Here is a 25,901-nt window from a genome sequence, read left to right as displayed (position 1 = left end):
GAGCAGTCATAATGCGTATCAAACACCGTCTCGCCCCCCTTCCCCTGCTGCCGCTCGCGGCGGCGGTGATGCTCACCCTACCCGCTTACGCCCAGGAGGCGGAAGGCGATGTGCAGCAGGTCGTTGTCAGCGGTCTGCGCGCGGCCGAACACGCCACCGTGCAAACCAAGAAGGCGACGCGCCAGATCGTCGATGCCGTCAGCCAGGACGATATCGGCCAGCTGCCCGACTTCAATATCGTAGAAGCGTCGCGCCGCATTCCCGGCCTGTCGGTGGTGGGCGGCGGCGACGCCACCAAGAACCGCGACATCTACCAGCGCGCCACCATCCGGGGCCTGGACAGCCGTTACAACCTGGTGACCGTCGACGGCGTGCCGATCGCCTCGGCCGACCAGACCTACCGCGGCGCGCGCCTGGAAATGCTGCCGGCGGGGCTGGTGTCGCAAATCCAGGCCATCAAGACCGTCACCGCCGAATACGACCCGCACGCGCTGGGCGGCCAGGTCAACCTGGTGAGCCGCAGCGCGTTTGCCCGCGACCAGGACCGCTTTTTTGTCGCCAACGCTTTCGCGGGACGCAATTCCAGCGCCGGCAAATTCCTGTCCGATCAAAAGAATTCGGGCCGCGCCGACGCCACCGGCGCCGCCATCTTCGGCGACCACCGCCAGTTCGGCATCGTGGTCTCCGCCGAACTGCAACGGCTGCCGTCGAACGCCTTCTCGGAACTGCCCGGCGACACCAGCGGCGCCGGCTGGACATACTTTACTGCCAACGGTGCGCGCACCCCGTTCAACAACCTGTCGGCGACGGGACAGCCGGCGCCGGTGCGCAACCAGGACTTCGCGTTCGACAACCTGCGCGAGCGCGCCAGCCTCAATACCAAGCTCGAATACCGCTTCGGCGCGCGCAGCCGCCTGTCCGCCTTTGCCGGCCACTATGCCGACAAGGATACCGAGACGCGCTACGAAACCCTCACCAGCCCCGGCTCGGCGGTGGTGCCCACCGCCACCGGCGGGCGCTACGCGCTGGGCGACGTCCAGCAGGGGTTTACCTATCAGCCGGTCAAGCGCCGTACCAATCTATTTACGGTGGACGGCCTGTTCGAAGCGGGCGCCAATGCCGACGTGGGCGTGACGGCATCGTCGTCCAAGGCGACGTACCGCGAGTACCGCCAGATGATCAAGTACACCACCAATCCCAGGGCCGGCACCACCACCGCCCAGACCCTGCCCGCGCTGGCATATTCGTACACGATGGCGGGCGGCGCGCCACGACTCGCCTTCGACAACCCGCAAGCGGCCACCGATCCGGCCAACTACAAGGGCCTGTACTGGCGCGACATCAACCGCGACCTCGATAACAACGTCGATTTCGTGCGCGCCGATTACAAGCACAATTTCAAACCCGGCGATCGCGGCTTCGGCTTCAACCTCGGCGTCAACCTGACGCGGACCACGCAGGCCTGGGACGTGCGCTACCAGGAACTGGTGCCGCGCGACGTGGCCGCCCAGCAGACCATCGGTACGCTGGCCAGTGTGCTGATACCAGCGCGTTTCCCCACTTATGAAACCCCGCAGGCCGGCTACCTGCTGCCCGACCGCCAGCGCGCGGCACAGCTGACCAGTACCTACGCTTCATCGTTCATCGCCACCAACCAGTTGGCCAACAACTTCGCCGACGATTACCGCGATACCGAAAAAGTGAAAGCCTTCTATGCCCAGGGTATTTACCAAGGCGAGCGCTGGATGCTGCTGGCCGGCGTGCGCGAGGACCGCACCGACGTCAAGGTGGACGGCTACCAGGCCCCGACTGCAGCAGGCAGCACCGCCTACACGCCATCGAGCCGCAGCAGCGACTACCGCTTCCTGCTGCCATCCATGCTGGCCACGTACCAGCTGGACGCCGACATGCGCATCAAGGGTGGCGTGAGTAAAACCATCGGCCGTCCCGACTTCGCCCAGTACGCGGCACGCAAGACGTTTTCGGTCGGCACCGACGGCAGCCTGACCGTCAACCAGGGCAACCCGGCACTGGCGCCGCGCGAGGCCTGGAACTATGACGTGGCCTACGAATGGTACCTGCCGCGCGGCGGCATCGTCTCTGCGGCGGCATTTTACAAGGATATCCGCAACGAGATTTTCACCACCAGCGCTGTCGGTCCCGCCACCGATTACCAGGGCCGGACCTACTCGCAGGTGACCATCGCCCAGCCGCTCAATTCCGCCAGGGCGGGCTTGCGCGGCATCGAGCTGCAATACATCGCCGACCGCTTCATGTTCCTGCCGCGCCCACTGCGCGGGCTGGGCTTCTCGACCAATGTCACCTGGCTCAAGGGCTTCTTCAACCAGCCGATGAGCGCCGCGAGCGTGGCCAACGGCGGCCCGGCCACGCGCCGCTCGTCCGGATTGATCCACCAGCCGGACTTTATCGCCAACGCCACGCTGTCGTATGCGGCCGGTCCGCTCGATGTGCGCCTGTCGTACAACCGCATCGGCAAGGCGCTCGAATCGGTGGACCAGGACACGCGCGAGCGCGACCTGGTGGCGATGGCGCGCAACCAGGTCGATGTACAGGCCAGCTACCAGCTCAGCCGCTCGCTGCGCGCCGTGGTGCAAGGCCAGAACCTGACGCGCGCACCGTTCGTGGTGCGCCAGGGCGCCCACCGCGAACTGTTGAATAATTACTTCCCGGTGGGCCGTACGGTCTTTGTCGGTTTGACCTACGAGGCGGACCTGTGATGGCGCGCATGCATATCGCCTTAATGGCAGCGCTGACCGGCGCGCTGATCATCGCCGCACCGGCGGCAATGGCCGATGACGGCCAGGTCACCGTGGTCCTCAAGTTCGTCAAGCAACCGGGCCACGCCGGCATGGCGCCGGTCACGCTGCTCGCCGACAGTTGCGCCGCCTGCACGGTGCTGGGCGACCCCGCCCTGGCCCGCGACAACCGCCGCGAAACGCTGGTGGCCCTGGCGCTGCCCGCGCGGCGCACGCTGGATCTGCGCTTCCGCGCTGCGCCCGGCAGCGTCAGGCGCGTTGTGCTCGAAAGCGGCGACCTGCCATTCACGGTCGACGGCGATAGCGTCACCGTGTGGGTGCCGCCGGTTGCCGGCGACGCCGTGACGGCCGGTGAATTCGCCACCCATATCGTGGAGCCGGGCATGGTGCTGCGCTTCGAGCACGCCGACCTTGCCCGCCGCGCCGGCGCCTATGCCAGCGGCACCTTCCCAGCCTTGCAACGGCGCGCGGCCGACAACCTGCAGTTCGCCCAGCGCGAAGTGATACGGCGCACCGGCCTGGGCGACTTCGTGGCGCAGGAAAAGCTGGGCGCGATCCAGGTGATGGGCTTTGACACCAATTACCCGCACGGCCATACCGACGCGCCGCCACACATGCACATGCACCTGCGCTGGCCGCTCAACGCCGGCACCCAGATCGGCCACTACTACATTGACGAGCGCGGTCTGCTCACGCACAACGTGGTGGGGGTGAAAAGCTTGGACGGCCAGGGCCGCACCTACGGCCGTGGCGAACTGTTTACAACCAGGGATGTACGGGGACGGCCGATCTACCAGCACCGCATCACGCCCGAAGGGTGGCTGGAACTGGGCCGCGCGGGGGCGACGCCCTGCGTGATCAAACCGGCGCAGGAAAACCGGGGATTCGAGACCGGCGCCACGGTCGCATGCATGGGCCAGGCGCCGGTGACCATCAGCGTGATCGACGACCTGGCCGCCGGCATCGTGCGGGTGGCGACCGGGCAGGTGGTGGAGACCTTCCGCTACGATACCGATACCGGCAAGCTGCTCTCCAGTGCGGCGCCACCGCCGCCCAGCGAATCGAACTGGGTAGCGCCGCAGTAACGGGTTACTTCAGCTGGTAGAAGTGGAACACCGTGGTCTGCGAGTAGTTCTGGCCCGGGTCCAGGCGCGTCGATGGGAACGCCGGCTGGTTCGGCGCGTCGGGATAGCCCTGCGCCTCGAAGCTGATCGACTCGTACTTGGTCAGGCGCTGGCCGCCCTTGCCCACGATTTCGCCCTTGAGGAAGTTACCGGTGTAAACCTGCATGCCCGGTTCGGTCGTGGCGATTTTCAGGCCGCGACCGGACTGGCGGTCTTCCAGCGTGACGGCCGGTTTCGGCGTGGCGGTTTTGCCGCCGCGCAGAACGTAGTTGTGGTCGATGCCGCCGTTGGCCAGCGCCAGCTGCGGGTGCTCGGCGCGGGCGCGCGCGGTGACGTTGGCGGGCGTGCGGAAATCGAACGGCGTACCGGCCACCGGCAGCGGCGTACCGGTCGGGATCAGGGTTTTATCGACCGGCAGGATGGCGTCCGATTCGATGGTGAGATCGGCGTCGGTGGCCAGGCGCGAGGCCGGAATGCCCGACAGGTTGATCATGCTGTGGTAAGTCAGGTTCACCACGGTCGGCTTGTCGGTGGTGGCGCCGTACCGGATGGTCAGGTCGTTGTTGTTATTGAGTTCATAGGTCACGTCGGCGACGACGGTGCCCGGGAAGCCCTGGTCGCCGTCCGGCGAGGTCAGGGTGAAGGTGACCGAGGCCTTGTCGGCCGTCTGGTCCACTGATTTGACGACCCAGTTGCGCTTGTCCCAGCCGATGGTGCCGCCGTGCAGGGTGTTCGGCGGTTCGCTCAGCGACAGCGGATAGGATTTGCCATCGAGTGCGAACGTGCCCTTGGCGATGCGGTTGGCGTAGCGGCCGACCGTGACGTTGGTGAAGCCCGGGGTGGTTTCGTAGCCGGCCAGGTTGTCGTAGCCGACCACCAGGTCGGCGGCGTTGCCCTGCTTGTCCGGGAAGCGCAGGCTTTGCACGGTGGCGCCGTACGAAATCAGCGTGGCCGACATGCCGGCGGCGTTTTTCAGCGTGACCGCTTCGACCTTGGCGCCGTTCGACAGCGTGCCGAACGTGGCGCGCGAAGCCGAGATGGCGGAGGCCTTGTCGCCCGCTGGCAGCTGGCTGCAGGCCGAGAGGCCGACCAGGGTGGAGAGCAGGATCGTCGTTGCGGGTCTGATGGAAATATTCATGTCGTTGGCAGTCTCTTTAGATATGCAGGCCGTCGGACCAGGTCCGCGACCGCAATTGTTAGATGAACATCCGGCGCTACGCTGGACAGGTGCCATTTGCGTCGCGCAAAACGGCGCTGGCGCAAATGGCAACATTTGTATTATCCACCAAAACTCCGAACTACGGTCTCAACCATCCGCGATCAATCAACGGCGCGAGCAGACGGCGGTGCACCGCCACACCCCAGCCCGTGACGGCCGCGCTCAGCGCCGTCAGCAGGTGCAGCCGGAACACGGCCACCAGCGCCACGGCCAGCACCAGGGCGCCCAGCATGTCCAGCGGCCAGTGCACGCCTACGAATACCCGCGACCATGCGACCAGCACGGCCAATGGCAGCAGCACCAGTCCCCAGCGCCGAGCCGACGGCGCCGCGCTGGTAGCCAGCATCAGGGCCGTTACCAGCATGATGGTGCCGTGGTTGCTGGGGAAGGAACTGGTGGGCGCATGGGCGAGAAAGGTTTGGCCGATGCCGACCGCGAACGGCCGGTCGTGGAACCACAACGCACCGATCGCGCCGCTGACGGTCAGGCCGCACAGCACGGCCAGCGCTGCCTCCACCGCTGCCTGGCGCGTGCCGCGCCGGCCGGTGAGCCACAACACCACCAGCGCCAGGGGCGCGAGCAAGATTACCCGTTCGGCCGCAAACAGGGCGCCAGCCAGTTGCCAGCCATCGAGGCCGGCATCGGCATTGATGGCGGCGAACCAGGACAGGTTCAGTTCGCGCAGGGTGTCGAACAGGCCGGCCGTCATGGCGCGGACACGATCAGGGCGTGGACGAACGGCAGCAGGCTGCCGGCAGTGGCCGCTGCGGCGCACCGGCTGATGGGATGAGGGAGGATCGCTGGTATCAAGTCTATCGCCGCAAAAAAATGTGCATGAATGGATTTTATGCTAGCAGAACAATACCGCGCATGGCGTACGGTTCGCCGCCAGCCGAGCACGCCTTCGCCCGCATCGGAATATAATGACGCTCCCCTTGCCCAAAACTCCCCCATGCAGCCGCCAGACAAAACCCCGCACGACATGCGCACCGCCTTTCGCCGCGAGTTCGCCTCGCCGGAGGTATGGATCACCCGCACCGTGGTGGTGGGCGCGGCGGCGGTCGCCGGGCTGGTGGTGGTCGGTTTTACCAGGCTGGCCGAGCAGGCGCTGGAACTATTTCTCGATATCGCCAGCGTGGGCTGGTGGTTGCCGCTGCTGTGGACACCGCTGCTGTGCGGCGCCATCGTCTGGGTCACGCGGCGCTACGCGCGCGGCGCGGGCGGCTCCGGCATTCCGCAGGTGATGGCCGCGCTCGACCCGGCGCTGTCGGGCGGCAGGCGCCCCTTGCTGGTGTCGCTGAAACTGAGCCTGGCCAAGATCGGCCTCACCTCGGCCGGCCTGCTGGGCGGCCTGTCGCTGGGCCGCGAAGGGCCGTCGGTGCAAATCGCCGCCGGCATCATGCTCACCGCGCGCCGCTGGCTGCCGCGCGGCAGCGGCGTCAGTGCGCACTCGCTGCTGGTGGCCGGTGGCGCGGCCGGCATTGCAGCAGCGTTCAACACGCCGCTGGCCGGCGTGATGTTCGCCATCGAAGAACTGTCGCGCACACCCGAGCAGCGCAACAGCGGCCTGATTGTCTCCGGCATCGTGCTGGCCGGCCTGATTGCCGTCTCGGTCTATGGCAACGGCACCCACTTCGGCGTGATCCACCCGGGCCCGATCGGCCTGGCCCTGGTGGGTCCGGGCCTGCTGGTCACTTTGGTGACGGGACTGGCCGGCGGCCTGTTCGCCCGGCTGCTGCTGGCTTCCTTGCGCGGCACGTCGCCCGACGCGCCGAGCCGCTGGCGCCAGCGCTACCCGGTGCGCTTCGCCATCGGCTGCGGCCTGGCCGTGGCGGTGATCGGTGCGGTAACCGGCGGCGCCACCTATGGCAGCGGCAACGAGGCCACGCGTGCCCTGTTGGACAGCAACGGCCATGTGCCGGGCGGCTTCGCGCTGTTTAAATTCATCGCCACCTGGGTGACCGCGTGGTCGGGCGTGCCGGCCGGGATCTTTGCGCCGTCGCTGTCGATCGGCGCGGCGCTGGGCCATGACGTGGCGTGGCTGACCAACTACCCGTATGCGCCGGCCGTGATCGCGCTGGGCATGGTGGGCTTTCTGGCAGCGGCCACGCAGGCGCCGCTCACCGCCTTCATCATCGTGATGGAAATGGTCGATGGCCACGGCATGGTACTGAGCCTGATGGCGTGCGCGGTGATCGCCAGCACCGTCTCGCGCGTGCTGACGCCGCCGCTGTATTCGGCGCTGGCGACGATCCAGCTGCCGCCCCGGCGCCAGCACGGCGCTGGTCCTGCGTCGAACTGAGCCGCCCCCTGCGGCCAGGGCTGGAGCAGGAACAAGTTTCAGGCGCAGGCGGCCTCGCGCGCGCTGGCCTGCTCCAGTGCTGCCAGTGCCGTGGCCACGCCGGCCCGGTCGCCGCTGCGGCAGGCCGCTTCCAGCACTTGCGCGCAATGCCCGGTTTCGGGACAGCCGAACGTGTCTGCCGAGCCCTTGATCGAATGCGCCTCGTGAATCGCGGCCGGCAGGTCGCCGCCGGCCAGCGCGGCAGCAATCCCGGCCACCCGCTGCGCTATGCCGTCACGGAAAGTCCTGGTCAGCGCTGCAAACCCTGGCAAGTCGGAAAAATGTGCCGCCAGCGCCGGTTTGGGCAGGTGCTGCGCCACCACGCGCTCGAAGGCGGCGCGGTCGATCGGCTTGGCCAGGCAGTCGTCGAAGCCGGCGGCCAGGTAGCGTGCGCGGTCTGCCACCATGACGTCGGCGGTCAGCGCCACCACCGGCCGCTGGAAGCCGGCCTGGCGCAGGCGCCCGGTGGCGGTCACTCCATCTTCCACCGGCATGTGAATATCCATCAGCACCAGGTCGGGCAGTGTCGCCAGTGCGCGTTCGACGCCCTGCGCGCCATTGTCGGCGCCCAGTACCTCCACGCCCATGCCCTCGAGCAGCGCGCGGATCAGCATGCGATTGTCGGCGCCGTCCTCGACGACCAGCACCCGTCCGGCCAGTTGTGGCGGCGTGCGTTCCGGGCACGCCGCGGCGGCCAGCGCCGGCGCTGCAACCACTGGCGCCTGCACCGATACCGTCATGGTGGTCCCGGCGCCCGGACTGCTGCTGACCGTCACGTCGCCGCCCATGGCGTTGGCCAGTTGCCGTACCAGATACAAACCCAGGCCCGTGCCGCCGAAACGCCGCGCCACGGTGCTGTCGGCCTGGTTGAACGGCACGAACAGCGCGGCGACCTGCTGCGCATTCATGCCGATACCGGTGTCGCGCACGCTGCAGATCAGGACTTCACGCGCCTGGTCGTACCACAGCGTTACCTCGACCGCGCCCTGCTCGGTAAACTTGATGGCGTTCGAGACCAGGTTGAGCAGGATCTGGCGCCAGCGCGTAGGATCGCCCAGCACCTGCGCCGGCATTGGCTCGCGCAGCGCGGCGTTGTAGGCGATGGCGCGCTGGCGCGCCGCGCCGCGCATCAGCGCCGAAACAGTCTCGAGCACCTCGGCTGGCGCAAACGGCACTTGCTCGAGTACCAGCTTGCCGGACTCCACTTTCGACATGTCCAGGACATCGTTCATCAACCGCAACAGGTGCTGGCCGTTGCGGGCAATGATGGCGCCCAGCTCGCCCGCTTCGGTGCGCCCTTGCTGCGCCAGTTGCTCGGCGAAGCCGATGATTGCCGTCAGCGGCGTGCGGATTTCATGGCTCATCATGGCCAGGAAAATCGACTTGGCTTCGCTGGCGTGGTCGGCTGCCGCCTTGAGCGTGCGCTGTTCGCGCAGCGCGAGATCACGCTTGCGCATGGCGCGCCAGACCGTCACGCACGCGACCAGCACCGCCAGGGCGCACACCATGCCTACCAGTCCCAGCTGGCGGGCAAAGAATCGCCATTGTTCAAGGAACACCCGCTCCGGGATGGCCACCTTGATCATCAGCGGGTAATGCGGTATCACGCGCTCGGCGGCCATCGTCGTGACCTCAGTGCCGGCAATGCGCAGCTGGCGCTCGATGTCCTCGTAGCTGCGCACATCGCGGGCGACGGTGCCAAGCAGGGCATCGTTCGCGGGCCAGCGCGCCAGCACGGTGCGGTCGCGCCGGAACAGCGTGACCGTACCCTCGCCATCGAGCTTGATCTTGCTGTAGAAGCTGCTGAGCTGCCGGCTCGAAATCCCCACCAGCACCACGCCGATAAAGCTGCCGCCCGGCGCGGCGATACGGCGCGACAGGTAGAACGTCCAGGCGCCATTGCCCTTGTTGCGCACCGGCGCGCTGACGTACAGGCCCAGGTCGGCGCGGGCGCGGTGCGCCTGGAAGTAATCGCGCTCGGCCAGGTTGATCGGGGGCGCGGGAAAGCTGCGGGTAAAATTGACGACCTGGCCGTCCGCCGCCACAATGCTGGCAACATCGATTTGCGGCAGGACGCGGTTGCGCTCCTGCAGACGTTCGAACTCCTCCCTGCCGCCGAGGCGCCGGCGCAGGTCGCCGCCATCGCGCACGTTTAGCAGGCGGATGCGCTCGAGCATGCCGTCGAGCACCAGTTCGGCCGCGCTCATCTCGTGCGCGGTCTGCTCGGCCAGCAGCAAGGCGGTGCCGTCGAGCTGTTCGCGCCATTCTTCGACCTCGCTGTGCCTGGCGCCGTACAACGCTCCCCCCAGCGTCGCCCCGATGGTCAATAACAGCGCGGCGCCGGTGGCGATGATGAGGGTACGGGAGCGCCGGGAATCGGGCATGGTCGAAGACTTCAGACGCCAGCGTGCTGGAAGCGCTGCTGGATCGCCAGCACGGCATCCATGTCGCGCAGCAGCGCATCCACGCAGGCAGGATCGAAGTGACTGCCCTTTTGCTCATGAAAATAGCCGATCGCCCGTTCGAGCGACCAGGCAGGCTTGTAGGGCCGGGCATTGGTCAGGGCATCGAACACGTCGGCCACGGCAATGATGCGTCCGTACAGCGGAATATTTTCACCGGCCAGGCCGTGCGGGTAACCGCTGCCGTCGTAGCGCTCGTGGTGGCTGATGGCGATCACGGCGCCGGCCTGCAGCAGCGGCGATTCGCTGCCGGCCAGGATGTCGGCGCCGATCTGCGGATGGCGCTGCATGATGGCACGCTCCTCGTCGTTGAGCGGTCCGGGCTTGAGCAACACCGCGTCCGCAATGCCCACCTTGCCGATGTCGTGCATCGGCGCCGCATCGCGCACCAGGTCGCACTCCGCTTCCGGCAGGCCCAGCTGGACGGCGATCAGGCGCGAATATTCCGCCATGCGCGACAGGTGAAAACCGGTATCGGCATCACGAAATTCTGCGGCACGGGACAGGCGGTGGATGGCTTCGTGTTCGCGCGCAACGATGTCGGCAGTGGCCTTGCGCACGGCAATATCGAGCGTCTCCGCGCGCTGCGCCAGTTGCTGGCGGGCGTGTTGCAGCGCCAGCAGGTTGCCTATACGCACATTGAATTCGATACCATTGACCGGCTTGGTCAGAAAATCGTTGGCGCTCAAACGCAGCGCCTCGTGGCGGATCGCCACTTCGGTGGCGCCGGTCACCATTACCACCGGCACCTCGCGCATGCCCGGCAGGGCGCGGAAGCGGCGCAGAAACGCCAGGCCGTCGATGTCGGGCATCAGGTAGTCGACCACCACCAGGTCGGGCGTATGGTCGGCGCACCAGTCCAGCGCGGCCTGGGCGTGCCGAACCGGTACCGGGGTGGCCATGTCGAGCATGCTCAGCATCAGGCAAAACAGATCGAGGTTGATCTGGTCGTCGTCGATTACCAGGACTTTCATCGCATCACCCACTTGTTTGCGGCCGTGATCAACATGCGGTCGAACGGCCATCTTTTATGAGGGTAATTATGCCTCAAATCAACAACTGCTTGCTTGAAATTTACCTAATAATAATTTCCTGTTGCAAATTACGTGCACGTCAAAGACCAGGTCCGGCCAGCCCCCTGCCTGCCACCAGCTTGACCAACTCGAACCAGGCAACACCGAGCACGGCGGTCAGCATGCATACCGCGACTGTTGGCAGGTCGAGCCGTACGAATGCGAACAGGCTGCGCAGCGGCGCCACACCCAGCACCAGCGCCAGTACCGCCGCTGCCAGCAGGCTGCCGACCGCAAGGTAGCGGTTGCGCCTGGCAGTCGGTCGCACCTCGGCGGCGCGCCAGCGGCGATTGCTGAAAATCAGCCCCAGGTTGGCCAGCACCAGGGTCACGAAAACCGCCGTGCGGGCCATGTCGGCCGCGTCCTGCAGCCACAGGTACATGCCGGTCAGCAGGCCCAGCAGGCCGCCTCCCTGCAACAGCCCGCATCGCAGGACCGCGCGATCGAACAGCTGCATGGATGGACTGCGCGGCGGCTGGCGCATGGCGCCGGGCTCGAGCGGCTCTGCGGCAAAGATCACCGAACAGGCGGGGTCGATGATCAGTTGCAGGAACAGGATGTGCGCCGGCATCAGCAACATCGGCCCGTGCCACAGCACGGGCAGCACCGACAGCCCCACGATCGGCACGTGGATGGCAACGATGAACACCAGCGCCTTGCGCAGGTTGGCAAACAGGCGCCGACCTTCGCCCACGGCGGCCAGCAGCGCGCCGAAGTCTTCGCCCAGCAGTACCAGCGCGGCAGCCTCGCGGGCGACGTCGGTGCCGCGCGCGCCCATGGCGACGCCGATATCGGCCGCCTTCAGGGCGGGCGCGTCGTTAACGCCATCGCCAGTCATGGCAACGGTTGCGCCGCCCGCCTGGAACGCGCGCACCAGCCGTAGTTTCTGCTGCGGCGCGATGCGGCAAAACACCGAGGTAGCCGCCAGCCGCGCGGCCAGTTGCGCCGCGTCGAGTCGGTCGAGTTCCGGCCCGTTCAGGCAGGCCGCAGCGGCCGCCCCAGTGGCAATGCCGGCCTGGCGCGCGATGGCGATGGCAGTAGCCGGATGGTCGCCGGTGATCATCACCACCCGCACGCCTGCCGCATGGCATTGCGCCACCATGGCGGGCACCTCGGGCCGCAGCGGATCGGCCAGCGCGACCAGGCCGAGAAACGTGAAATCGAAGCCGGTTTGCACCGCCGGCAGCGCGGCCGCATCGGCCGTAGCGCACGCTACGCCGAGCACGCGCAAGCCCTGCTGCGCCAGAGCGGCCACCTGCGCCGTCACGGCAGCCGCCCGTGCCGGCGCCAGCCCGCACAAGGCCACAACCGCCTCGGGCGCGCCCTTGGCGGCCACCGCAGCAAGCCGGCCCGGCGCCCGCCACGCGCGCGACATGACCAGCAGCGTCGGCGCCACCGGGTAGTCGCGCAGCGGTTGCCATGATGCTGGCGCAGCCGCACCCCACTGGTCGCCAGCCGCACCCAGGGCCGCTTCCATCGGATCGAACGCGGTACGGTGGCTGGCCAGCACCGCGTGTTCGAGCAACGCCCGCAGGTCCGCCGGCATGCTGGCGCCGGGCACCATCGCGCCGCTGCGCTCAGACCAGAGCTGTGCCAGCGCCATGCGGTTGACTGTCAGCGTACCGGTCTTGTCCACGCACAGCACGGTGGTGGCGCCAAGCTGCTCGATGGCCGGCATGCTGCGCGCCAGCACCCGCCGGCGCACCAGTCGCCAGGCGGCAATGCTGAGGAATAACGTCAATACTACCGGCAGTTCTTCGGGCAGCACCGCCATTGCCAGGGTCAGGCCGGCCAGCAGGCCGCGCAGCCAGTCTCCTTGCAGCCACCCGTAAAGCAGGCACAGCAGCGTTGCCAGCAACAACCCGCCAGTGGCCACCTGCCGAACCACCTGGCGCGTCTGGCGCTGGATCGGTGTTGCCTGCGGCGCGATGGTCGCCATCGAAACACCGATGCGGCCGATGGCGCTGCGCGCCCCGGTGGCAGCCACGCGGCCGCGCCCGGTGCCGCCGGTGACCAGGGTACCCGCGTGCACCGTCGCACCTGCCGACCGCGACACCGGCACCGACTCGCCAGTGAGCATCGATTCATCGAACGCCAGGTTGGACGCGGCCAGCAACACCAGGTCGGCGGGCACCCGGTCGCCTTCGGCCAGCAGCACCAGGTCGCCTTCGACCAGCCCCTGCGCCGCGATGCGTTGCGGCCGGCCGTCGCGCAGTACCAGCGCGCGCGGCGACGCCATGCTGCGCAATGCGGCGAGTGAGCGTTCGGTGCGGCGCTTCTGGGCGTACGTCATGCCGACCACGATGACCACGAAGCCGAGCAGCATCAGCGCCTCGCCACGGTCACCGAGCAGCAGGTAGATGGCGCCGCAAGCCGCCAGCAGCAGGAACATCGGCTCGGTGACCACCTCCACCAGCAGGCGCCAGCGCCTCTCTTCGCGCGCGGCCGGCAATGCGTTGGCGCCCTGCGCGGCGAGCCGGGCAGCAGCCTCGGCGCTGGTCAGCCCCTCGGCCGGTTCGGCGGTGGTCGGCACGGCCATGATGTGGTGGCCCCACTCAATGTGCCATCAGCACGGGCAATGTCATGTGGTGCAGGATCGCCCGCGAGACACCGCCGAGCAGCAGCTCGCGCAGCCGCGCGTGGCCGTAGCACCCCATCACCAGCAAGTCGGCGTCAGTCTCGCCGCACAGGCCCAGCAGGGCATCGCTGACCGCGTCGCCGGCCTCGCGCACCACGATCTCGATGGACACAGCATGGCGCGCCAGGTAGGTGGCCAGATCGGCGCCGGGCAGCGCCCCGTGGGCGTTGTAATGTGCGCCAGGATTGAACACGGCCAGCGTGACCAGCGTCGCCTGGCGCAGCAGCGGCAATGCCGCTTCCACTGCTCGGCTGGCCGCCATGCCGCCGTCCCAGGCCAGCACGAGGCGCTCGCCGATTTGCGTGCCGGTGCGGTGACGGTGCTGGCTGTCCGCCGCCGGCACCACGACCACCGGGCGCGGACTGTGCAGTATCAGGTGCTCGGGCGCAAAGGCGCCGGCCGGGGCCCGCAGCGCGCAGGGATCGGTCTCCTGTCCGACAACGACCAGGTCGGCATAGCGCGACTGCTGGGCCAGCGCGGCAAGCAGGTTGTCGTCGGTGAGGCGCTGCTCGGGCGATGCCACACCCATGCGCGCCGCCAGCGCCGAGAATGATTGCAGGGCCTGCCTGGCACTGCCCTGAAATACGCCCAGGTCGTCCGGCAGCAAGGCCACGCCAGGTGCGGCCGCGTTGCATTGGTACACCAGTTCGTTAAGGCCGGTGCTGGCCAGGCCTACCATATGGGCGTTATGGGCATGCGCCAAACGGCATGCGCAGGCGGCAATTTGCTCGCTGTGCGGCCCCGGCTGGACGTTAACCAGTATGGTTCGATAGGACATGGTGCCCTCCTGTAGAAATGGTCACCGCGCTGCGTCGCCTGCGGGCTGACGCAATACCAGCACCGGCACGGCGCTGTGCGCCAGCACCTTGTGGGTTTCACTGCCGATCAGCAGCGCACGCCAGCCGCCGAGGCCATGCGAGGCCATCGCCACCAGGTCGCAGCCATGGCTGCTGGCGGCCTCGACAATCGCCTGGTACGGCAACTCGTGCTCTACCACCAGCGTGTCGCACGTCACGCCATGGTATCTGGCGGCAGCGGCCACCTGTTCGGCGCAGGCATGCGCTACGCCGCGGCGGTGCACCGCGTACAGCGGCGCCATGTCAGTCAGCAGGGCGGGACGCATGGCGACGAAATGCAGCGGCGCGGACACGTGCAGCACCGTGATGCGCGCGCCGAGCGACCTGGCCAGTTGCGCGCACGGCACGATCGCCTCGAGCGACGGTGCACCGCCATCGGTGGGAAATAAAATATGGGTAAACATCATTGCCCCGTCATGGTTGGACGACGTACAGCCCGGGCGCGGCGCCCAGCACGGGTGCCGGCGGCGCGGGCGGCGCCACCTTGTGCGGCGACGAATGCCGCGCCAGCCAGTGCTGCCAGTGCGGCCACCAGGACCCTTCGGTGCGGTGCGCGTGTTCAACCCATTGCGCGGCCACGGTGCGGCGCGGCCGTGCCGGCCCGGTGGCAAGGCTCAGGTAGCTGCGCCCCGGATGGCCCGGTTCGGACACGACGCCGGCGTTGTGGCCGCCCGAGGCCAGCACGAACTCGACCGGCACATCGCATAGCTGGTGGATTTTGTAGACGGACCGCCACGGCGAAACATGGTCGCGTTCGGTAGCCAGCACGAACATCGGCGCCATGATCGACGATAGCAGCACCGGTTTGCCGTCGATCAGGTAGCGGCCCTCGGCCAGGTCGTTGCGCAGAAACAGCTGGTGCAGGTACTCGCTGTGCATGCGGAACGGCAGCCGCGTGCTGTCGGCGTTCCAGGCCATCAAGTCGTTCGGCGCACTGCGCCGGCCCAGCAGGTATTCGCGCATCATCCGCGACCACACCAGGTCGCGCGCATGCAGCAACTGGAACGACGCCGCCATCTGGTCGCCGGTCAGGTAGCCTTGCTCCCACATCAGGGCGTCGAGAAAGGCCAATTCGCTGTCGTCGATAAACAGGCCCAGCTCGCCCGGTTCGCTGAAATCGGTCTGCGCCGCGATCAAACTGATGGACGCGAGCGGGGCCGGCAGCGGCTTGCGCCCGGCCACCTGGTCGTCGCCGTGCAGCGCGGCGGCCATTGCCAGCAGGGTGCCGCCCAGGCAGTAGCCGACCGCGTGCACCGGCGCGCCGCCGCCCACGGCGCCGGCCTGTGCCAGCCCGGCCAGCAAGCCCTGGCGCAGGTAATCGGCCAGGCCCAGATCGCGGTCGCCAGCGTCCGGGTTGCGCCATGAAATCATCAGCACCGTGTGGCCCTTGCGCACCAGATAGCCTACCAGCGAGTTGTGCGGCGACAGGTCGAGAATGTAATACTTCATGATCCAGGACGGCACGATCAGCACGGGCTCGCGGTAGACGGCGTCGGTTTGCGGGTTGTACTGGATCAGCTCGATCAGGGCGTTGCGGAACACTACTTTCCCGGGCGTGAGCGCGACGTCAACACCGGGGACGTAAGGCGCGCCGAGCGGCTCGGAGACGGCAGCGCCGGGTGGCGCCAGGTGGCGGCACGCATCCTGGCGCCAGTTGCGCCAGCCCGCCGCCAGGCTGGCGCCGCCGCTCGCCCAGGCGGCGCGCAATACCTCGGGGTTGGTCCAGGGGAAATTTGACGGCGCCCACATGTCGAGCAGCTGGCGCGCCGCAAAGCGCACCACCTCGGCATGGTGCGGGCCCACCCCGGCCACGCCGCTGGTGGCGCGCTGCCAAAAATGTTCGACCTGCCTGAAATTCCAGGCGTACCGGTGGAACGGCCAGGCGCTCCAGCCCGGATCGGCAAACCGGCGGTCGTCACCGGGCTCGGTGCCGGCGGGTGCCCCGGCAAGGGCGCCGGCCCAGCACCCGGCCAGCTCAGCACATTTGCCCGGCGCCACCAGCAGGTGCAGGTACCAGTCCTGGAACGCCAGTCCCATGGCCAGCGGCGAGATGCCGCCGGTGGCCCTTGCCACCAGGCTCTTGAAGGACATGTCCAGCGGGTCCTGGCCGTCCGGTCGCAGCGATGCGGCCGAAGCAGGCGGCACCAGCGCGGGCGACTGGCGCGCGACGACACGTAGCGGCGATGACTTCATATGCGCTCCCGTTCAAGGATGTGCAGTGATTATGCTGATTGATGTCGTGGGAAGTATTTGATCGAAATCAAATACTTCGCCAATCACCCCGTCCTACACTGTTTGCGCCACCATCGCACCCACACAGCAGAGACGGCCATGGACCACGACACCATCGACAACATCACCTACGACGAGCTGCACATCGGCCAGTCGGCGCGCCTGGCGCGCACAGTGGGCAAGGAAGACATCCTGGCGTTCGCGGTGGTTTCGGGCGACATTAACCCCGCCCATCTCGATCCTGACTACGCCAGCCAGACCGCATTCCACGGCGTGGTCGCCCATGGCATGTGGAGCGCGGCACTGGTCTCGCGGCTGCTGGGCACCGCGCTGCCCGGACCGGGCACCATCTACCTGGCGCAAACGCTGCAGTTCCTCCGGCCCGTGCACCTCGGCGACGAGCTGCGCGTCACGGCCACCGTCACGGCCAAGGACGATAGCAGTGGCCACGTCACGCTCGATTGCGAGATCAGGAACCAGGGCGGCGCCCTGGTGCTGACCGGCGTGGCCACCGTGCTGCCCCCCGCCGTCAAGGTGCGCTGGCCGCGCGCGCGCGCGGCGCAGCTCACGCGCACGGCGCCGGCCGCGCTGGCGGTGCTGCTGGCCCGGTACAACACCGGCACCCCCCATTCCGTCCCACCCTGACCGTTCCCGAAGGAGAATGCCATGTCCTACAAAACCATCCTGGTCCATGTCGACCAGTCGCCGCATGCACCAGCGCGCATCGCGCTGGCCGTCAACCTGGCGGCAGCCGAGGAGGCGCACCTGGTCGGCTGCGCGCTGACCGGCATCACGGCAGAGTATTACCGCAACATGAACATGACGTACGGCGGCCCGCTCACCCAGGACCACCTCAACGAACTCAAACGCGATGCCGAGCTCGCCCTCGACCGTTTCGAACAACAGGCGCGTACAGCCGGCATCAGCTACGAGCGGCGTTGCAGCAACGACGAGGCCGACGCTGGACTGGTGCAGCAGGCGCGCTTTGCCGACCTGGTGGTGCTCAGCCAGACCGACCCGGCCCTGACCGGCCCGTCGATGCTGGGCCAGCTGCCCGAGCACCTCGCGCTGCACGGCGGACGGCCGGTGCTGCTGGTGCCGTACGCGGGCGCCTTTCACCACCTCGACCGCCACGCGCTGGTGGCCTGGGACGGCAGCCGCGCGGCCACGCGCGCCGTCACCGATGCCCTGCCGCTGCTGCGCAACAGCGCCAAGGTCACGCTGGCAATGTTCGAACGGGCCAGGGATGGCCAGCTGGCCGAGCTGCCCGGCACCGACATCGCACCGTACCTGGCGCGGCACGGCGTGCGGCTCGAGGTCGTGCAGCAGGTCACCCATGCCGGCTACGACGTGGGCGCCGCCCTGCTCTCGCTGGCGGCCGACCAGAGCGCCGACCTGCTGGTGATGGGCGCCTACGGCCACCAGCGCTGGCGCGAAATCCTGCTTGGCGGCGTCACGCGGCGCGTGCTGCAGTCGATGACCGTGCCGGTGCTGATGGCGCACTGACGCCGGGTTGGCGCATGGTCAGGCCACGACATCCAGGCTGACCTGGACCAGTGTGCCGCGCCCGTTGGCGCGCGGCTGTACCACGATGCGGCCGTGGTGCTGTTCGACGATTTCCTTGACGATCGCCAGTCCCAGGCCGTGGCCGCCGGACTGCGCGCCGGGCACGCGATAATACGGCGTGAAGATGTGCGCCAGTTCTGACTCGGCGATCGGCGGACCGTCATTGGCCACACCAAGCAGTACCGTCCCGTCCACCACGTCAAGCGTGACCGCGATGTCGCCGTGCGGGTCACCATGCGACGAGGCGTTGTCGATCAGGTTTTGCAGCAGCCGCTGCAACTGGGTGGGCTCGCCAAGCACGTGGCACGGCTGCTGTACGTCGAGGCCCACGGTCTGGCCGCGCCGCGCTACCAGCGGCTCGACCGCGCCGATCACCTCGCAGCACAGCTCCGGCATCGACAGTCGGCGCATTGGTTCGGCATCGTTGCCGGCGGTCAGGCGGCCCAGCGCCAACAGCTGCTCGGCCAGCTTGCTGGTGCGGCGGGCACCGTCCATCGCGCATTGCAGCGACGTTTGCAGCTGCTGCGGCCCCTCGGCGCGCAGAGCGTTTTCCATGTGCAGCTGGACGGCGGCGATCGGCGTGCGGATCTCGTGCGCGGCGGCGTTGAGGAAGCGCTGCTCGCGCTCGAACGCGGCGCGGATGCGGTCGAGCAGGTGATTGAGCTCGGTAATGATGGGCGCCAGCTCCACCGGCGTGGCCGGCAGCGCAAGCGGCTCGAGCGACTCCGGCTTGCGCGCGGCGATGCGGGCGGCCAGCTGCGACAGCGGCCGCATGCTGCGCAGCAGCAGCAGGTTCACGGCAATGAGCATGAACACGCCGCCCACGGCCAGCGGCGTCAGGATCGACATGCCGATGTCGTGCGACATCTCCTGGCGCACCTCGTCCTTTTCGGCCGTCAGCACCCACACGTTGGCCGAGCGCAGCGCAAACACCTGCCACGGCACGCCGTCGATCATCTGTTCGGAAAAACCGGCCTTCAGCGGCGCCAGCGCCGCGACCGGGGACGACGCCGACTTGGCCAGCAGGGCGCCGTCGTCGCGCCACACCTGGAACGCGATCTTGGTTTCGTAGCGGTGGCCGTACACGCGCGGCAGGTTGCTGGGATCGGTTTCCAGCTCGTGCGGCAAGGCAATCACCAGCGGCCGGCTGATGGTCGCCGACGACAGCTGGTGCGCCACCAGCGCCTCGAGCACGCGCGCGGACGTGGCCAGCCTGGCGCTGAAGAGCTCGTCCGATTCGCGGCGCGCCACGTGGTGCGCGCCAAGACCGATGCCGGCAAAGATCAGCAGCATGCACAGCAGGGTGGCGCCCACCAGGCGCCAGCGGCCGGAATAGAGCCGGGTCGTCATGCGGCCAGGTCGCCGAGGCGGTAACCGACGCCGCGGATGGTCTTGATGACTCCCGGGCTGATCTTGCGCCGCACGTGGTGCACATGGACGTCGATGCTGTTGCTCTCGATACCCTCGCCCCAGCCGTACAGCAGTTCCTCGAGCTGGGTGCGGTTGAACACGCGCTGCGGGTGCTCGGCCAGTTGCAGCAGCAACATGAACTCGAGCCGCTGCAGCTCCACGCCCTGCCCCTGCCACTGCACCCCGAGGTTTTCCGGTTCCAGTTTGAGCGCGCCTACCTGCACCTGGTTGACCAGGCGGCCGGTACGGCGCCGGCCCAGCACCCGCAGCCGCGCCAGCAGCTCGTCGAGCTCGAACGGCTTGACCAGGTAGTCGTCGGCGCCCAGGTCCAGCCCTTCCACGCGGTCGCGCATGGCGTCGCGGGCGGACAGGATCAGCACGGGAATCGGGTTGCCGGCGCGGCGCGCCGCTTTCAGCACCTCGGTGCCGTCGATCCCGGGCAAGCCCAGGTCAAGCACCATCAGGTCGAAGGGATTGTCGGCCACGGCAGCGACCGCAGCGACGCCGTCGCCGACATGCTCGACCAGGTAATGCGCCTGCCGCAACGCCACCAGCAGGCCCTGCGCGATGAGCGGGTCATCCTCGACCAAAAGTATTCTCAATGCGTCTCCCCCTTGCTGTGCATTATTTGGCTTTCGCCGCGATTTTGTCCAGCAGTTGATCGATTTCCTTGCGGCGGCCGTCGTCGGCGATGGCGCGCCCGGGCCGCGCGGGCGCCTGCAACGCCTTGTTCAGTACGCGGGTTGCTTCCGCATAGTCGCCCTTGCGAAACAGGTAATCGCCGTAAAAATAATTGGCGTCGATGCCGTCCGGATTGACGGCCAGGCCCTTCTTCAGCAACTCCAGCGCCTTCTTGTCGTCGCCGAAGCCGATCGGCCAGCCCGGCACCTGGTAATACAGCGAGCCGAGGCTGGTGTAGGCGGAACCGGCCAGCGCGTCCGGGTTGATGGCCAGCGCCTGCTCCAGCGCGGTCCTGGCGGCCTTGGCGTTGGACAGTGCGCCCAGCCCGCCCTTTTCGCCGGCGTAGGTCGATTCGATGATGGCCTGCCAGATCAGCAGGTCGGCGCTGCCGGGGTTGGCAGCGGTGGTCTTGCGGGCCTCGCCCAGCAGGCGCTCGAGCTGCGCTTCGCGCGCCGGTGCCGGTGTGCGATACCGGATCTGCTCCCACTGCTGTTGCAGGCGCACGACATCGTCGCCCGCTGCGGCCCAAGCGGTATGGGCGGACAACACGCACAGGGCCAGCAGCGCAACGATACGAAGGCGGAAACTCGGGGTCATGATGTGGTCTTTCATAAAATGTTTACACGGGCAGGTACTTGCGGATGATGCGCAGCTGCTTGCGGATGGCCGCATCCGGCACGGCCGGCAGCAGGCCGTTGAGGCGCACGAAAAAGCGCTCCTTCGCCCCCAGCGTCAGATGGCCGCGCTGCCCGCCCAGGAACGCGGCAAAGGCGGCAGCCACCTGCTGCGGCGTGTCCTGCGCTGTGCCGAGCTCGCGGTTCATGGCGGTGACGGCATCGGTATTGATGGCCGTATCGGTGGCGCGCGGCGCAAACGAGCGCACTTCCACTGCCGTATCGGACAACTCGCGCCGCAGTGCCTGGGTAAAGCCTTTCAGGCCCGCCTTGCTGGCGCCGTAGGCGGCAAAGCCGGGGAAGCCGAGCAACCCCAGCACGGAGCCGACGTTGACGATCTGCGCGGCCGGGGCAGCCTTCAGTTGCGGCAGCAGCTGGCGCGTGAGCAGCATCGGCGCCAGCAGGTTGGTGTCGAGCAGCGCGCGGATCGCGTCCACCGGCTGCGACTCGAAGCTGTGGAAGTCGCTCAGGCCGGCGTTGTTGACCAGCAGGTTGAGGCCGCCCATGCTGCGCGCCGCCGCGTCAATCGCAGCCAGGGTGGACGGGTCGGTCAGGTCGCCGCACACCACTTGCACCGGCACCTTCAGTTCGGCGCGCAGGGCGTGCAGCGGTCCTTCGCGCCGTCCCACCAGGATCAACGCGTCCGACAGCGGCGCCAGTTCGCGCACGATGGCCGCGCCGATGCCGCCGCCGGCGCCCGTGATCACGGCACGGTAACGCGGGCGCTGCATGGCAGCCATCACGCGTCTCCTTCGAACACGGCTGCGCCGCGCGGCAGGCTGCGGAACACGTCGCCGTACAGGCCATACATCCTGCGCGCGACATGCAGCACCGCGTCGCGGTCGTCCTGGCGCTCGAGCCGGTTGACCAGTGCCTCGAAAAAGGCCACGTGTTCGAGATCGAGGCTGCCGTGCGAATTGAGGTAGCTGAACGCCTCCGGCGGCAGCGCCAGCGCGCTGCGCATGGTGTCGGCGGCGTGGGTGGCCAGCGCCGTGCTGGTGCCTTCCAGTACGTGCACCATGCCGAGGAAACCGACCGGGTTGCGGCGGTCGACCTGGTGGTAGGCGTAAGCCACCATCAGCTCGGTGCTGGCGTGCGGCTCGCTGTGGCGCACGGCGTCGGCATCGCCGCCGCAGGCGGCGATATCGGACAGGATCCATTCCTGGTGCCCCACTTCCTCCTCGATGTATTCGGCCATTGCCTCGCGCAGCCACTCGTGGCTGGCGTCGAGGCGGCTGCCGCACGCCATCAGCAGCGGCACCGTGTGGCGCACATGGTGGTAGGCCTGGGTGAGGAAGGCGATGTACTGGCCCTTGGTGACCTGCCCGCGCAGCGCATCCTGGATGATCGGGATGGAAAACAGCTGCTGGCGTTCGAGGTCGGACTGGGCTTTCAGGGTGTCGAAGAAGTTCATGCAATGTGCTCCAGGTTGTCGTACAGCGCGGCGATGTCGGTCGCGTAATGGCGGGCGATGGCGGCGCGGCGCGGCCGGCCGTTGGCGGTGGACAGGCCCGTGGCCGGGCCCCACGGCGGCACCACGCGCCAGCGCCGCACCTGCGCATAATCGGGCAGGTCGCGGTTGGCCAGCGCCACCGCTGCTGCCAGCTGCTCCGGCGTCAGCGCGGCGCTGACGGGCACCAGCAGCGCCGCCAGGTAAGGCATGGCGTCCCCCACCACCACGACCGCAGCGAACGCGCCGCTGCCCAGCAGGGCCGATTCCGGCCACTCGGGCGAGACGTTGCGCCCGTACCCGGTGATCAGCACATCCTTCTTGCGGCCGTCGATATGCAGGAAGCCGTCGGCGTCGAGGTGGCCCAGGTCGCCGGTGGCGAGCCAGGTGCCGACAGCGGCGGCCGGTGCCTGGCCGACGTAATGGCCGGCACGCCCGCCCACCTCGATCTCGCCGTCGGCGGCAATGCGCACCGGGCGGTGCGGCAGCGGCCGGCCCACACTGCCGACCCGCTCGCTGCCGGGCAGGTTCAGTGCCACCACCGAGCAGCACTCGGACAGGCCGTAGCCTTCGAAGACCGGGATGCCGCGCGCACGGGCCGCCTGCAACAATCGCGGCGGCGTGCGGGCACCGCCGACGGCGACAAAGCGCAGGCTGGCCAGGCGCGGATCGTGGTCGGCGGTGACCGCCACCAGCGCCTGCAGCATTTGCGGCAGCACGATGATGCTCTGCGCCTGGTAGCGCGCAATTGCCGCCAGGCAGCGCTGCGGATCGAACTGGCTGGCGCCGGACAGCCCGGTTTCGGCCAGCGGCGGGCAGATCACGGTGGCGCCGCTGAGCAGCGCCGTGTACGGCCCGGCGATGTTTTCCAGCAGCACGCTGAACGGCAGCAGGCACAGGTGGCGCTGCAGCTGCAGGCCTCCCAGCCCGCGCTGCAGCGCGCCGGCCAGTTGCCACTGCTGGTCGGCATCGAGGCACACGCCCTTGGGGCTGGACGTGGTACCGGACGTGAACGTGATTTTTTGCGTGGCGCCCAACGCCGCGCCGCCGGCCCTGGTGGCCGCCTCGTACAGACCCAGCGGCCCCGTCAGCAGTGACTGCGCGCCGAAGCCGAGCGCCGCGGCCTGCTCCGGCAGCGCGCACAGCAGCGCCGTGCAGCCGCTCTCCATCAGCACGTGGTGCCACTGCGCCGGCGTGAAGAACAGCGGTAGCGGCACCAGCGTTACGCCCAGTTGCTGGGTGGCGAGGTCGGCCACCAGCCATCCGGGGCCGTTGTCGGCCAGGATGGCCACCGGGGCCTCGGGCCAGCGGCGGGCCGCCAGCGCGGCGCACACCTGGGCGACCCGGGCGCGTACCTGGTCGGCGTCGAGCGCGGTGACGCCGTCGGTCAGCACCGGCACGCCGGGGGCGTAGGCATCAAGCAAGTTGTCCATAGCCGTATCGAATATCGCCATACATCACCTTGGGTTGGGTTTCGTAGTAATTGCCCCAGCGCCGGCCGGTATCGGCCAGGCGCGCGGGGTCCGCCACTGCCAGCACCTGGGGCTGGAGTCGCAATCGGGTAAAGGAATTGAGCAGGCTGACCGTGGCCGTAAAGGCCACCCAGCGCAGGCCAAGCTGGTGCAACAGCCGCGTGGTGCTGACGATCAGCGCACGCGCCGCACCGGGATGGACGGCAGCCAGATTGCCGACTTCGACGATCTCGGCGCGCGCCACCGGGTCGGCCATGCGCGCGCCCAGCGCCGCTTCGAGCGGGTGATCGAGGTACTGTTCCAGGAACATCGGGCCGCTTGCGGCCAGCGTGTAGCCGAGCGCGGCCACCCAGCGCCCCTGCTCGTCGCGGCAACCGAGCAGCACGTCGCAAAAATGGCTGATCTCGGCGCCGTAAGAATCAAAAAAGGCATGCGCGATAAACGCTTCCAGTTCGAGCCGCCCGGACTGGCCACGGACGAAGGTCTCGACCTGGAACTGCGCTGGCCTGGCCGGCGCCGTGCGCGGCGTGGCGGCAGGTGCATACGATGTGGCAAGAACATCTGGCATGGCATTATTCTCAACGTTATTGTTGCGTTGGAATAACTCTATCCGGGGAACATTATCCCCAGATTAACCGGCCGTCAGGACAGCCGCGCTGCCAGCGCAGCCAGGGTAAGCACGAGGACCGGCACGGTCAGCACCACGCCGACGCGCACGTAGTAGCCCCACGAGACGCGGATGTCCTTGCTGGCCAGGACGTGCAGCCACAGCAGCGTGGCCAGGCTGCCAATGGGCGTCATTTTCGGCCCCAGGTCGCTGCCGATCACGTTGGCGTAGATCATGGCCTCGCGCACGGCGCCCTGGGTGGAGGTGGCGTCGATCGACAGCGCGCCCACCAGCACCGTGGGCATATTGTTCATCACCGACGACAGCAGCGCGGTCAGAATACCGGTGCCGAACGCCGCGCCCCACACGCCGTAGCCGGCGCACCAGTCGAGCGCAGCGGTCAGATAGGCCGTCAGCCCCGCGTTGCGCAGGCCATAGACTACCAGGTACATCCCCAGCGAGAACACCACAACCTGCCACGGGGCGTTGGCCAGCACGGCGCGCGTGGCAATGTGCGGGCCGCGCGCAGCCACTGCCAGCAGCACCGCCGCGCCGCCGGCCGCCACCGCGCTGATCGGCACGCCGAGCGGCTCGAGCCAGAAGAAGCCCACCAGCAGCAGCGCCAGCACCGACCAGCCGGCGTTGAACGTGGCGCGGTCGCGGATCGCGGTGCGTGGCACGCGTAATGACGCCATGTCGTAGCGGCCGGGAATATCGCGCCGGAAGAACCACAGCAACGCGACCAGCGTAGCCGCCACCGACACCAGGTTGACCGGCGCCATGACGGCAGCGTAACGCGCAAAGCCGATGTCAAAATAATCGGCCGAGACAATGTTGACCAGGTTGGACACCACCAGCGGCAAGCTGGCGGTATCGGCGATGAAGCCGGCCGCCATCACGAATGCCAGTGTGGCTTGCGCCGAGAACTTCAGCGCACGCAGCATGGCAATGACGATGGGCGTGAGGATCAGCGCCGCGCCGTCGTTGGCGAACAGCGCAGCCACGGCAGCGCCCAGCAGCACCAGCAGCACGAACAGGCGCGTGCCACTGCCCTGCCCCCACCGCGCCACGTGCAGCGCCGCCCACTCGAACAGGCCGGCCCGGTCGAGCAGCAGGCTGATGATGATCACCGCGACAAAGGTGCCGGTGGCGTTCCAGACAATATGCCACACGACCGGGATATCGCTGGCATCGATCACCCCGGCCAGCAAGGCAGCGGCGGCGCCGGCAGCGGCGCTCCAGCCGATACCGAGCCCGCGCGGCTGCCAGATCACCAGGGTCAAGGTGACAAGAAAAATCAGCAAGGCAATGAGCATGG

21 protein-coding genes are annotated in these 25,901 nt (G+C 68.1%); 5 read left to right on the top strand and 16 right to left on the bottom strand.

Features of this window, described 5'->3' with window-relative positions:
* Positions 1-11: 11 nt before the first annotated feature.
* Positions 12-2,738: a TonB-dependent receptor gene (locus F8197_RS00610; protein ID WP_152879131.1), complete on the top strand. Its 2,727-nt coding sequence runs from the start codon at positions 12-14 to the stop codon at positions 2,736-2,738.
* 8 nt (positions 2,739-2,746) lie between these two features.
* Complete coding sequence (locus tag F8197_RS00605) at positions 2,747-3,862, top strand: hypothetical protein (protein WP_152879128.1); 1,116 nt, start codon at positions 2,747-2,749, stop codon at positions 3,860-3,862.
* A 4-nt stretch (positions 3,863-3,866) separates the two neighbouring features.
* Here F8197_RS00605 and F8197_RS00600 read toward each other — a convergent pair whose 3' ends face one another.
* Positions 3,867-5,039, bottom strand: coding sequence for an aldose epimerase family protein (locus tag F8197_RS00600; protein ID WP_152879126.1), 1,173 nt, complete (start codon positions 5,037-5,039; stop codon positions 3,867-3,869).
* 160 nt (positions 5,040-5,199) lie between these two features.
* Positions 5,200-5,829, bottom strand: a complete 630-nt coding sequence (locus tag F8197_RS00595) for a phosphatase PAP2 family protein (protein ID WP_152879124.1) — start codon at positions 5,827-5,829, stop codon at positions 5,200-5,202.
* Between the two features lie 243 nt (positions 5,830-6,072).
* Between F8197_RS00595 and F8197_RS00590 the strand changes: the two genes are divergently transcribed.
* Positions 6,073-7,422, top strand: coding sequence for a chloride channel protein (locus F8197_RS00590; protein WP_152879122.1), 1,350 nt, complete (start codon positions 6,073-6,075; stop codon positions 7,420-7,422).
* Between the two features lie 38 nt (positions 7,423-7,460).
* Here the strand turns inward: F8197_RS00590 and F8197_RS00585 are convergent, their stop codons facing one another.
* From F8197_RS00585 to F8197_RS00560, 6 genes are all read right to left on the bottom strand, one after another.
* The gene (locus F8197_RS00585) at positions 7,461-9,845 is read right to left on the bottom strand and encodes a hybrid sensor histidine kinase/response regulator (protein ID WP_152879120.1); all 2,385 of its coding nucleotides are present in this window, start codon (positions 9,843-9,845) and stop codon (positions 7,461-7,463) included.
* Positions 9,846-9,856: 11 nt separating this feature from the next.
* Positions 9,857-10,897, bottom strand: coding sequence for an HD domain-containing phosphohydrolase (locus F8197_RS00580; RefSeq protein WP_152879118.1), 1,041 nt, complete (start codon positions 10,895-10,897; stop codon positions 9,857-9,859).
* A 139-nt stretch (positions 10,898-11,036) separates the two neighbouring features.
* Complete coding sequence (locus tag F8197_RS00575) at positions 11,037-13,535, bottom strand: cation-translocating P-type ATPase (RefSeq protein ID WP_152879116.1); 2,499 nt, start codon at positions 13,533-13,535, stop codon at positions 11,037-11,039.
* Positions 13,536-13,551: 16 nt separating this feature from the next.
* On the bottom strand, positions 13,552-14,412 hold the full coding sequence (locus F8197_RS00570) for a universal stress protein (protein ID WP_152879114.1): 861 nt from the start codon (positions 14,410-14,412) through the stop codon (positions 13,552-13,554).
* Between the two features lie 21 nt (positions 14,413-14,433).
* A complete protein-coding gene (locus F8197_RS00565; protein ID WP_152879112.1) occupies positions 14,434-14,898 on the bottom strand; it encodes a universal stress protein in 465 nt (154 codons plus the stop codon).
* 7 nt (positions 14,899-14,905) lie between these two features.
* Positions 14,906-16,684 carry an alpha/beta hydrolase gene (locus F8197_RS00560; protein ID WP_152879110.1) on the bottom strand — a complete coding sequence of 593 codons (1,779 nt, stop codon included), beginning with the start codon at positions 16,682-16,684 and terminating at the stop codon, positions 14,906-14,908.
* A gap of 138 nt (positions 16,685-16,822) precedes the next feature.
* Here F8197_RS00560 and F8197_RS00555 point away from each other — a divergent pair, with 138 nt between their 5' ends.
* Both F8197_RS00555 and F8197_RS00550 read left to right on the top strand, forming a co-directional pair.
* A complete protein-coding gene (locus F8197_RS00555; protein WP_152879108.1) occupies positions 16,823-17,368 on the top strand; it encodes a MaoC/PaaZ C-terminal domain-containing protein in 546 nt (181 codons plus the stop codon).
* Positions 17,369-17,389: 21 nt separating this feature from the next.
* Positions 17,390-18,229: a universal stress protein gene (locus tag F8197_RS00550; protein ID WP_152879106.1), complete on the top strand. Its 840-nt coding sequence runs from the start codon at positions 17,390-17,392 to the stop codon at positions 18,227-18,229.
* Positions 18,230-18,247: 18 nt separating this feature from the next.
* Here F8197_RS00550 and F8197_RS00545 read toward each other — a convergent pair whose 3' ends face one another.
* From F8197_RS00545 to F8197_RS00510, 8 genes are all read right to left on the bottom strand, one after another.
* Positions 18,248-19,639, bottom strand: coding sequence for a sensor histidine kinase (locus F8197_RS00545; protein WP_152879104.1), 1,392 nt, complete (start codon positions 19,637-19,639; stop codon positions 18,248-18,250).
* Positions 19,636-20,301 carry a response regulator gene (locus F8197_RS00540; protein ID WP_152879102.1) on the bottom strand — a complete coding sequence of 222 codons (666 nt, stop codon included), beginning with the start codon at positions 20,299-20,301 and terminating at the stop codon, positions 19,636-19,638. Before F8197_RS00540 ends, F8197_RS00545 begins: the two co-directional genes overlap by 4 nt.
* Before the next feature lie 22 nt (positions 20,302-20,323).
* A complete protein-coding gene (locus F8197_RS00535) occupies positions 20,324-20,977 on the bottom strand; it encodes a tetratricopeptide repeat protein (RefSeq protein WP_193333293.1) in 654 nt (217 codons plus the stop codon).
* Between the two features lie 22 nt (positions 20,978-20,999).
* Positions 21,000-21,794: an SDR family oxidoreductase gene (locus F8197_RS00530; protein WP_152879100.1), complete on the bottom strand. Its 795-nt coding sequence runs from the start codon at positions 21,792-21,794 to the stop codon at positions 21,000-21,002.
* On the bottom strand, positions 21,794-22,468 hold the full coding sequence (locus F8197_RS00525; protein WP_152879098.1) for a TenA family transcriptional regulator: 675 nt from the start codon (positions 22,466-22,468) through the stop codon (positions 21,794-21,796). Before F8197_RS00525 ends, F8197_RS00530 begins: the two co-directional genes overlap by 1 nt.
* Positions 22,465-23,937, bottom strand: a complete 1,473-nt coding sequence (locus tag F8197_RS00520; protein WP_152880724.1) for an AMP-binding protein — start codon at positions 23,935-23,937, stop codon at positions 22,465-22,467. The genes F8197_RS00525 and F8197_RS00520 overlap by 4 nt, the downstream gene beginning before the upstream one ends.
* The gene (locus F8197_RS00515) at positions 23,921-24,544 is read right to left on the bottom strand and encodes a thermostable hemolysin (protein WP_152879096.1); all 624 of its coding nucleotides are present in this window, start codon (positions 24,542-24,544) and stop codon (positions 23,921-23,923) included. Before F8197_RS00515 ends, F8197_RS00520 begins: the two co-directional genes overlap by 17 nt.
* A gap of 74 nt (positions 24,545-24,618) precedes the next feature.
* On the bottom strand, positions 24,619-25,899 hold the full coding sequence (locus F8197_RS00510) for an arsenic transporter (protein WP_152879093.1): 1,281 nt from the start codon (positions 25,897-25,899) through the stop codon (positions 24,619-24,621).
* Positions 25,900-25,901 lie beyond the last annotated feature (2 nt).

Source organism: Duganella sp. FT27W (assembly GCF_009295655.1).
In the GTDB taxonomy this organism is placed as follows: Bacteria; Pseudomonadota; Gammaproteobacteria; order Burkholderiales; family Burkholderiaceae_D; genus Rugamonas; species Rugamonas zoogloeoides.
The sequence above is the reverse complement of the archived record's forward strand: the minus strand, read 5'-3'. Positions and strand labels throughout refer to the sequence as shown.

Bases quoted from the DNA above. Each gene is read 5' to 3' on its own strand.
- F8197_RS00610 (WP_152879131.1), top strand. From the start codon at position 12: ATGCGTATCAAACACCGTCTCGCCCCCCTTCCCCTGCTGCCGCTCGCG.
- F8197_RS00605 (WP_152879128.1), top strand. From the start codon at position 2,747: ATGCATATCGCCTTAATGGCAGCGCTGACCGGCGCGCTGATCATCGCC.
- F8197_RS00600 (WP_152879126.1), bottom strand. From the start codon at position 5,039: ATGAATATTTCCATCAGACCCGCAACGACGATCCTGCTCTCCACCCTG.
- F8197_RS00595 (WP_152879124.1), bottom strand. From the start codon at position 5,829: ATGACGGCCGGCCTGTTCGACACCCTGCGCGAACTGAACCTGTCCTGG.
- F8197_RS00590 (WP_152879122.1), top strand. From the start codon at position 6,073: ATGCAGCCGCCAGACAAAACCCCGCACGACATGCGCACCGCCTTTCGC.
- F8197_RS00585 (WP_152879120.1), bottom strand. From the start codon at position 9,845: ATGCCCGATTCCCGGCGCTCCCGTACCCTCATCATCGCCACCGGCGCC.
- F8197_RS00580 (WP_152879118.1), bottom strand. From the start codon at position 10,897: ATGAAAGTCCTGGTAATCGACGACGACCAGATCAACCTCGATCTGTTT.
- F8197_RS00575 (WP_152879116.1), bottom strand. From the start codon at position 13,535: ATGGCCGTGCCGACCACCGCCGAACCGGCCGAGGGGCTGACCAGCGCC.
- F8197_RS00570 (WP_152879114.1), bottom strand. From the start codon at position 14,412: ATGTCCTATCGAACCATACTGGTTAACGTCCAGCCGGGGCCGCACAGC.
- F8197_RS00565 (WP_152879112.1), bottom strand. From the start codon at position 14,898: ATGATGTTTACCCATATTTTATTTCCCACCGATGGCGGTGCACCGTCG.
- F8197_RS00560 (WP_152879110.1), bottom strand. From the start codon at position 16,684: ATGAAGTCATCGCCGCTACGTGTCGTCGCGCGCCAGTCGCCCGCGCTG.
- F8197_RS00555 (WP_152879108.1), top strand. From the start codon at position 16,823: ATGGACCACGACACCATCGACAACATCACCTACGACGAGCTGCACATC.
- F8197_RS00550 (WP_152879106.1), top strand. From the start codon at position 17,390: ATGTCCTACAAAACCATCCTGGTCCATGTCGACCAGTCGCCGCATGCA.
- F8197_RS00545 (WP_152879104.1), bottom strand. From the start codon at position 19,639: ATGACGACCCGGCTCTATTCCGGCCGCTGGCGCCTGGTGGGCGCCACC.
- F8197_RS00535 (WP_193333293.1), bottom strand. From the start codon at position 20,977: ATGACCCCGAGTTTCCGCCTTCGTATCGTTGCGCTGCTGGCCCTGTGC.
- F8197_RS00530 (WP_152879100.1), bottom strand. From the start codon at position 21,794: ATGGCTGCCATGCAGCGCCCGCGTTACCGTGCCGTGATCACGGGCGCC.
- F8197_RS00525 (WP_152879098.1), bottom strand. From the start codon at position 22,468: ATGAACTTCTTCGACACCCTGAAAGCCCAGTCCGACCTCGAACGCCAG.
- F8197_RS00520 (WP_152880724.1), bottom strand. From the start codon at position 23,937: ATGGACAACTTGCTTGATGCCTACGCCCCCGGCGTGCCGGTGCTGACC.
- F8197_RS00515 (WP_152879096.1), bottom strand. From the start codon at position 24,544: ATGCCAGATGTTCTTGCCACATCGTATGCACCTGCCGCCACGCCGCGC.
- F8197_RS00510 (WP_152879093.1), bottom strand. From the start codon at position 25,899: ATGCTCATTGCCTTGCTGATTTTTCTTGTCACCTTGACCCTGGTGATC.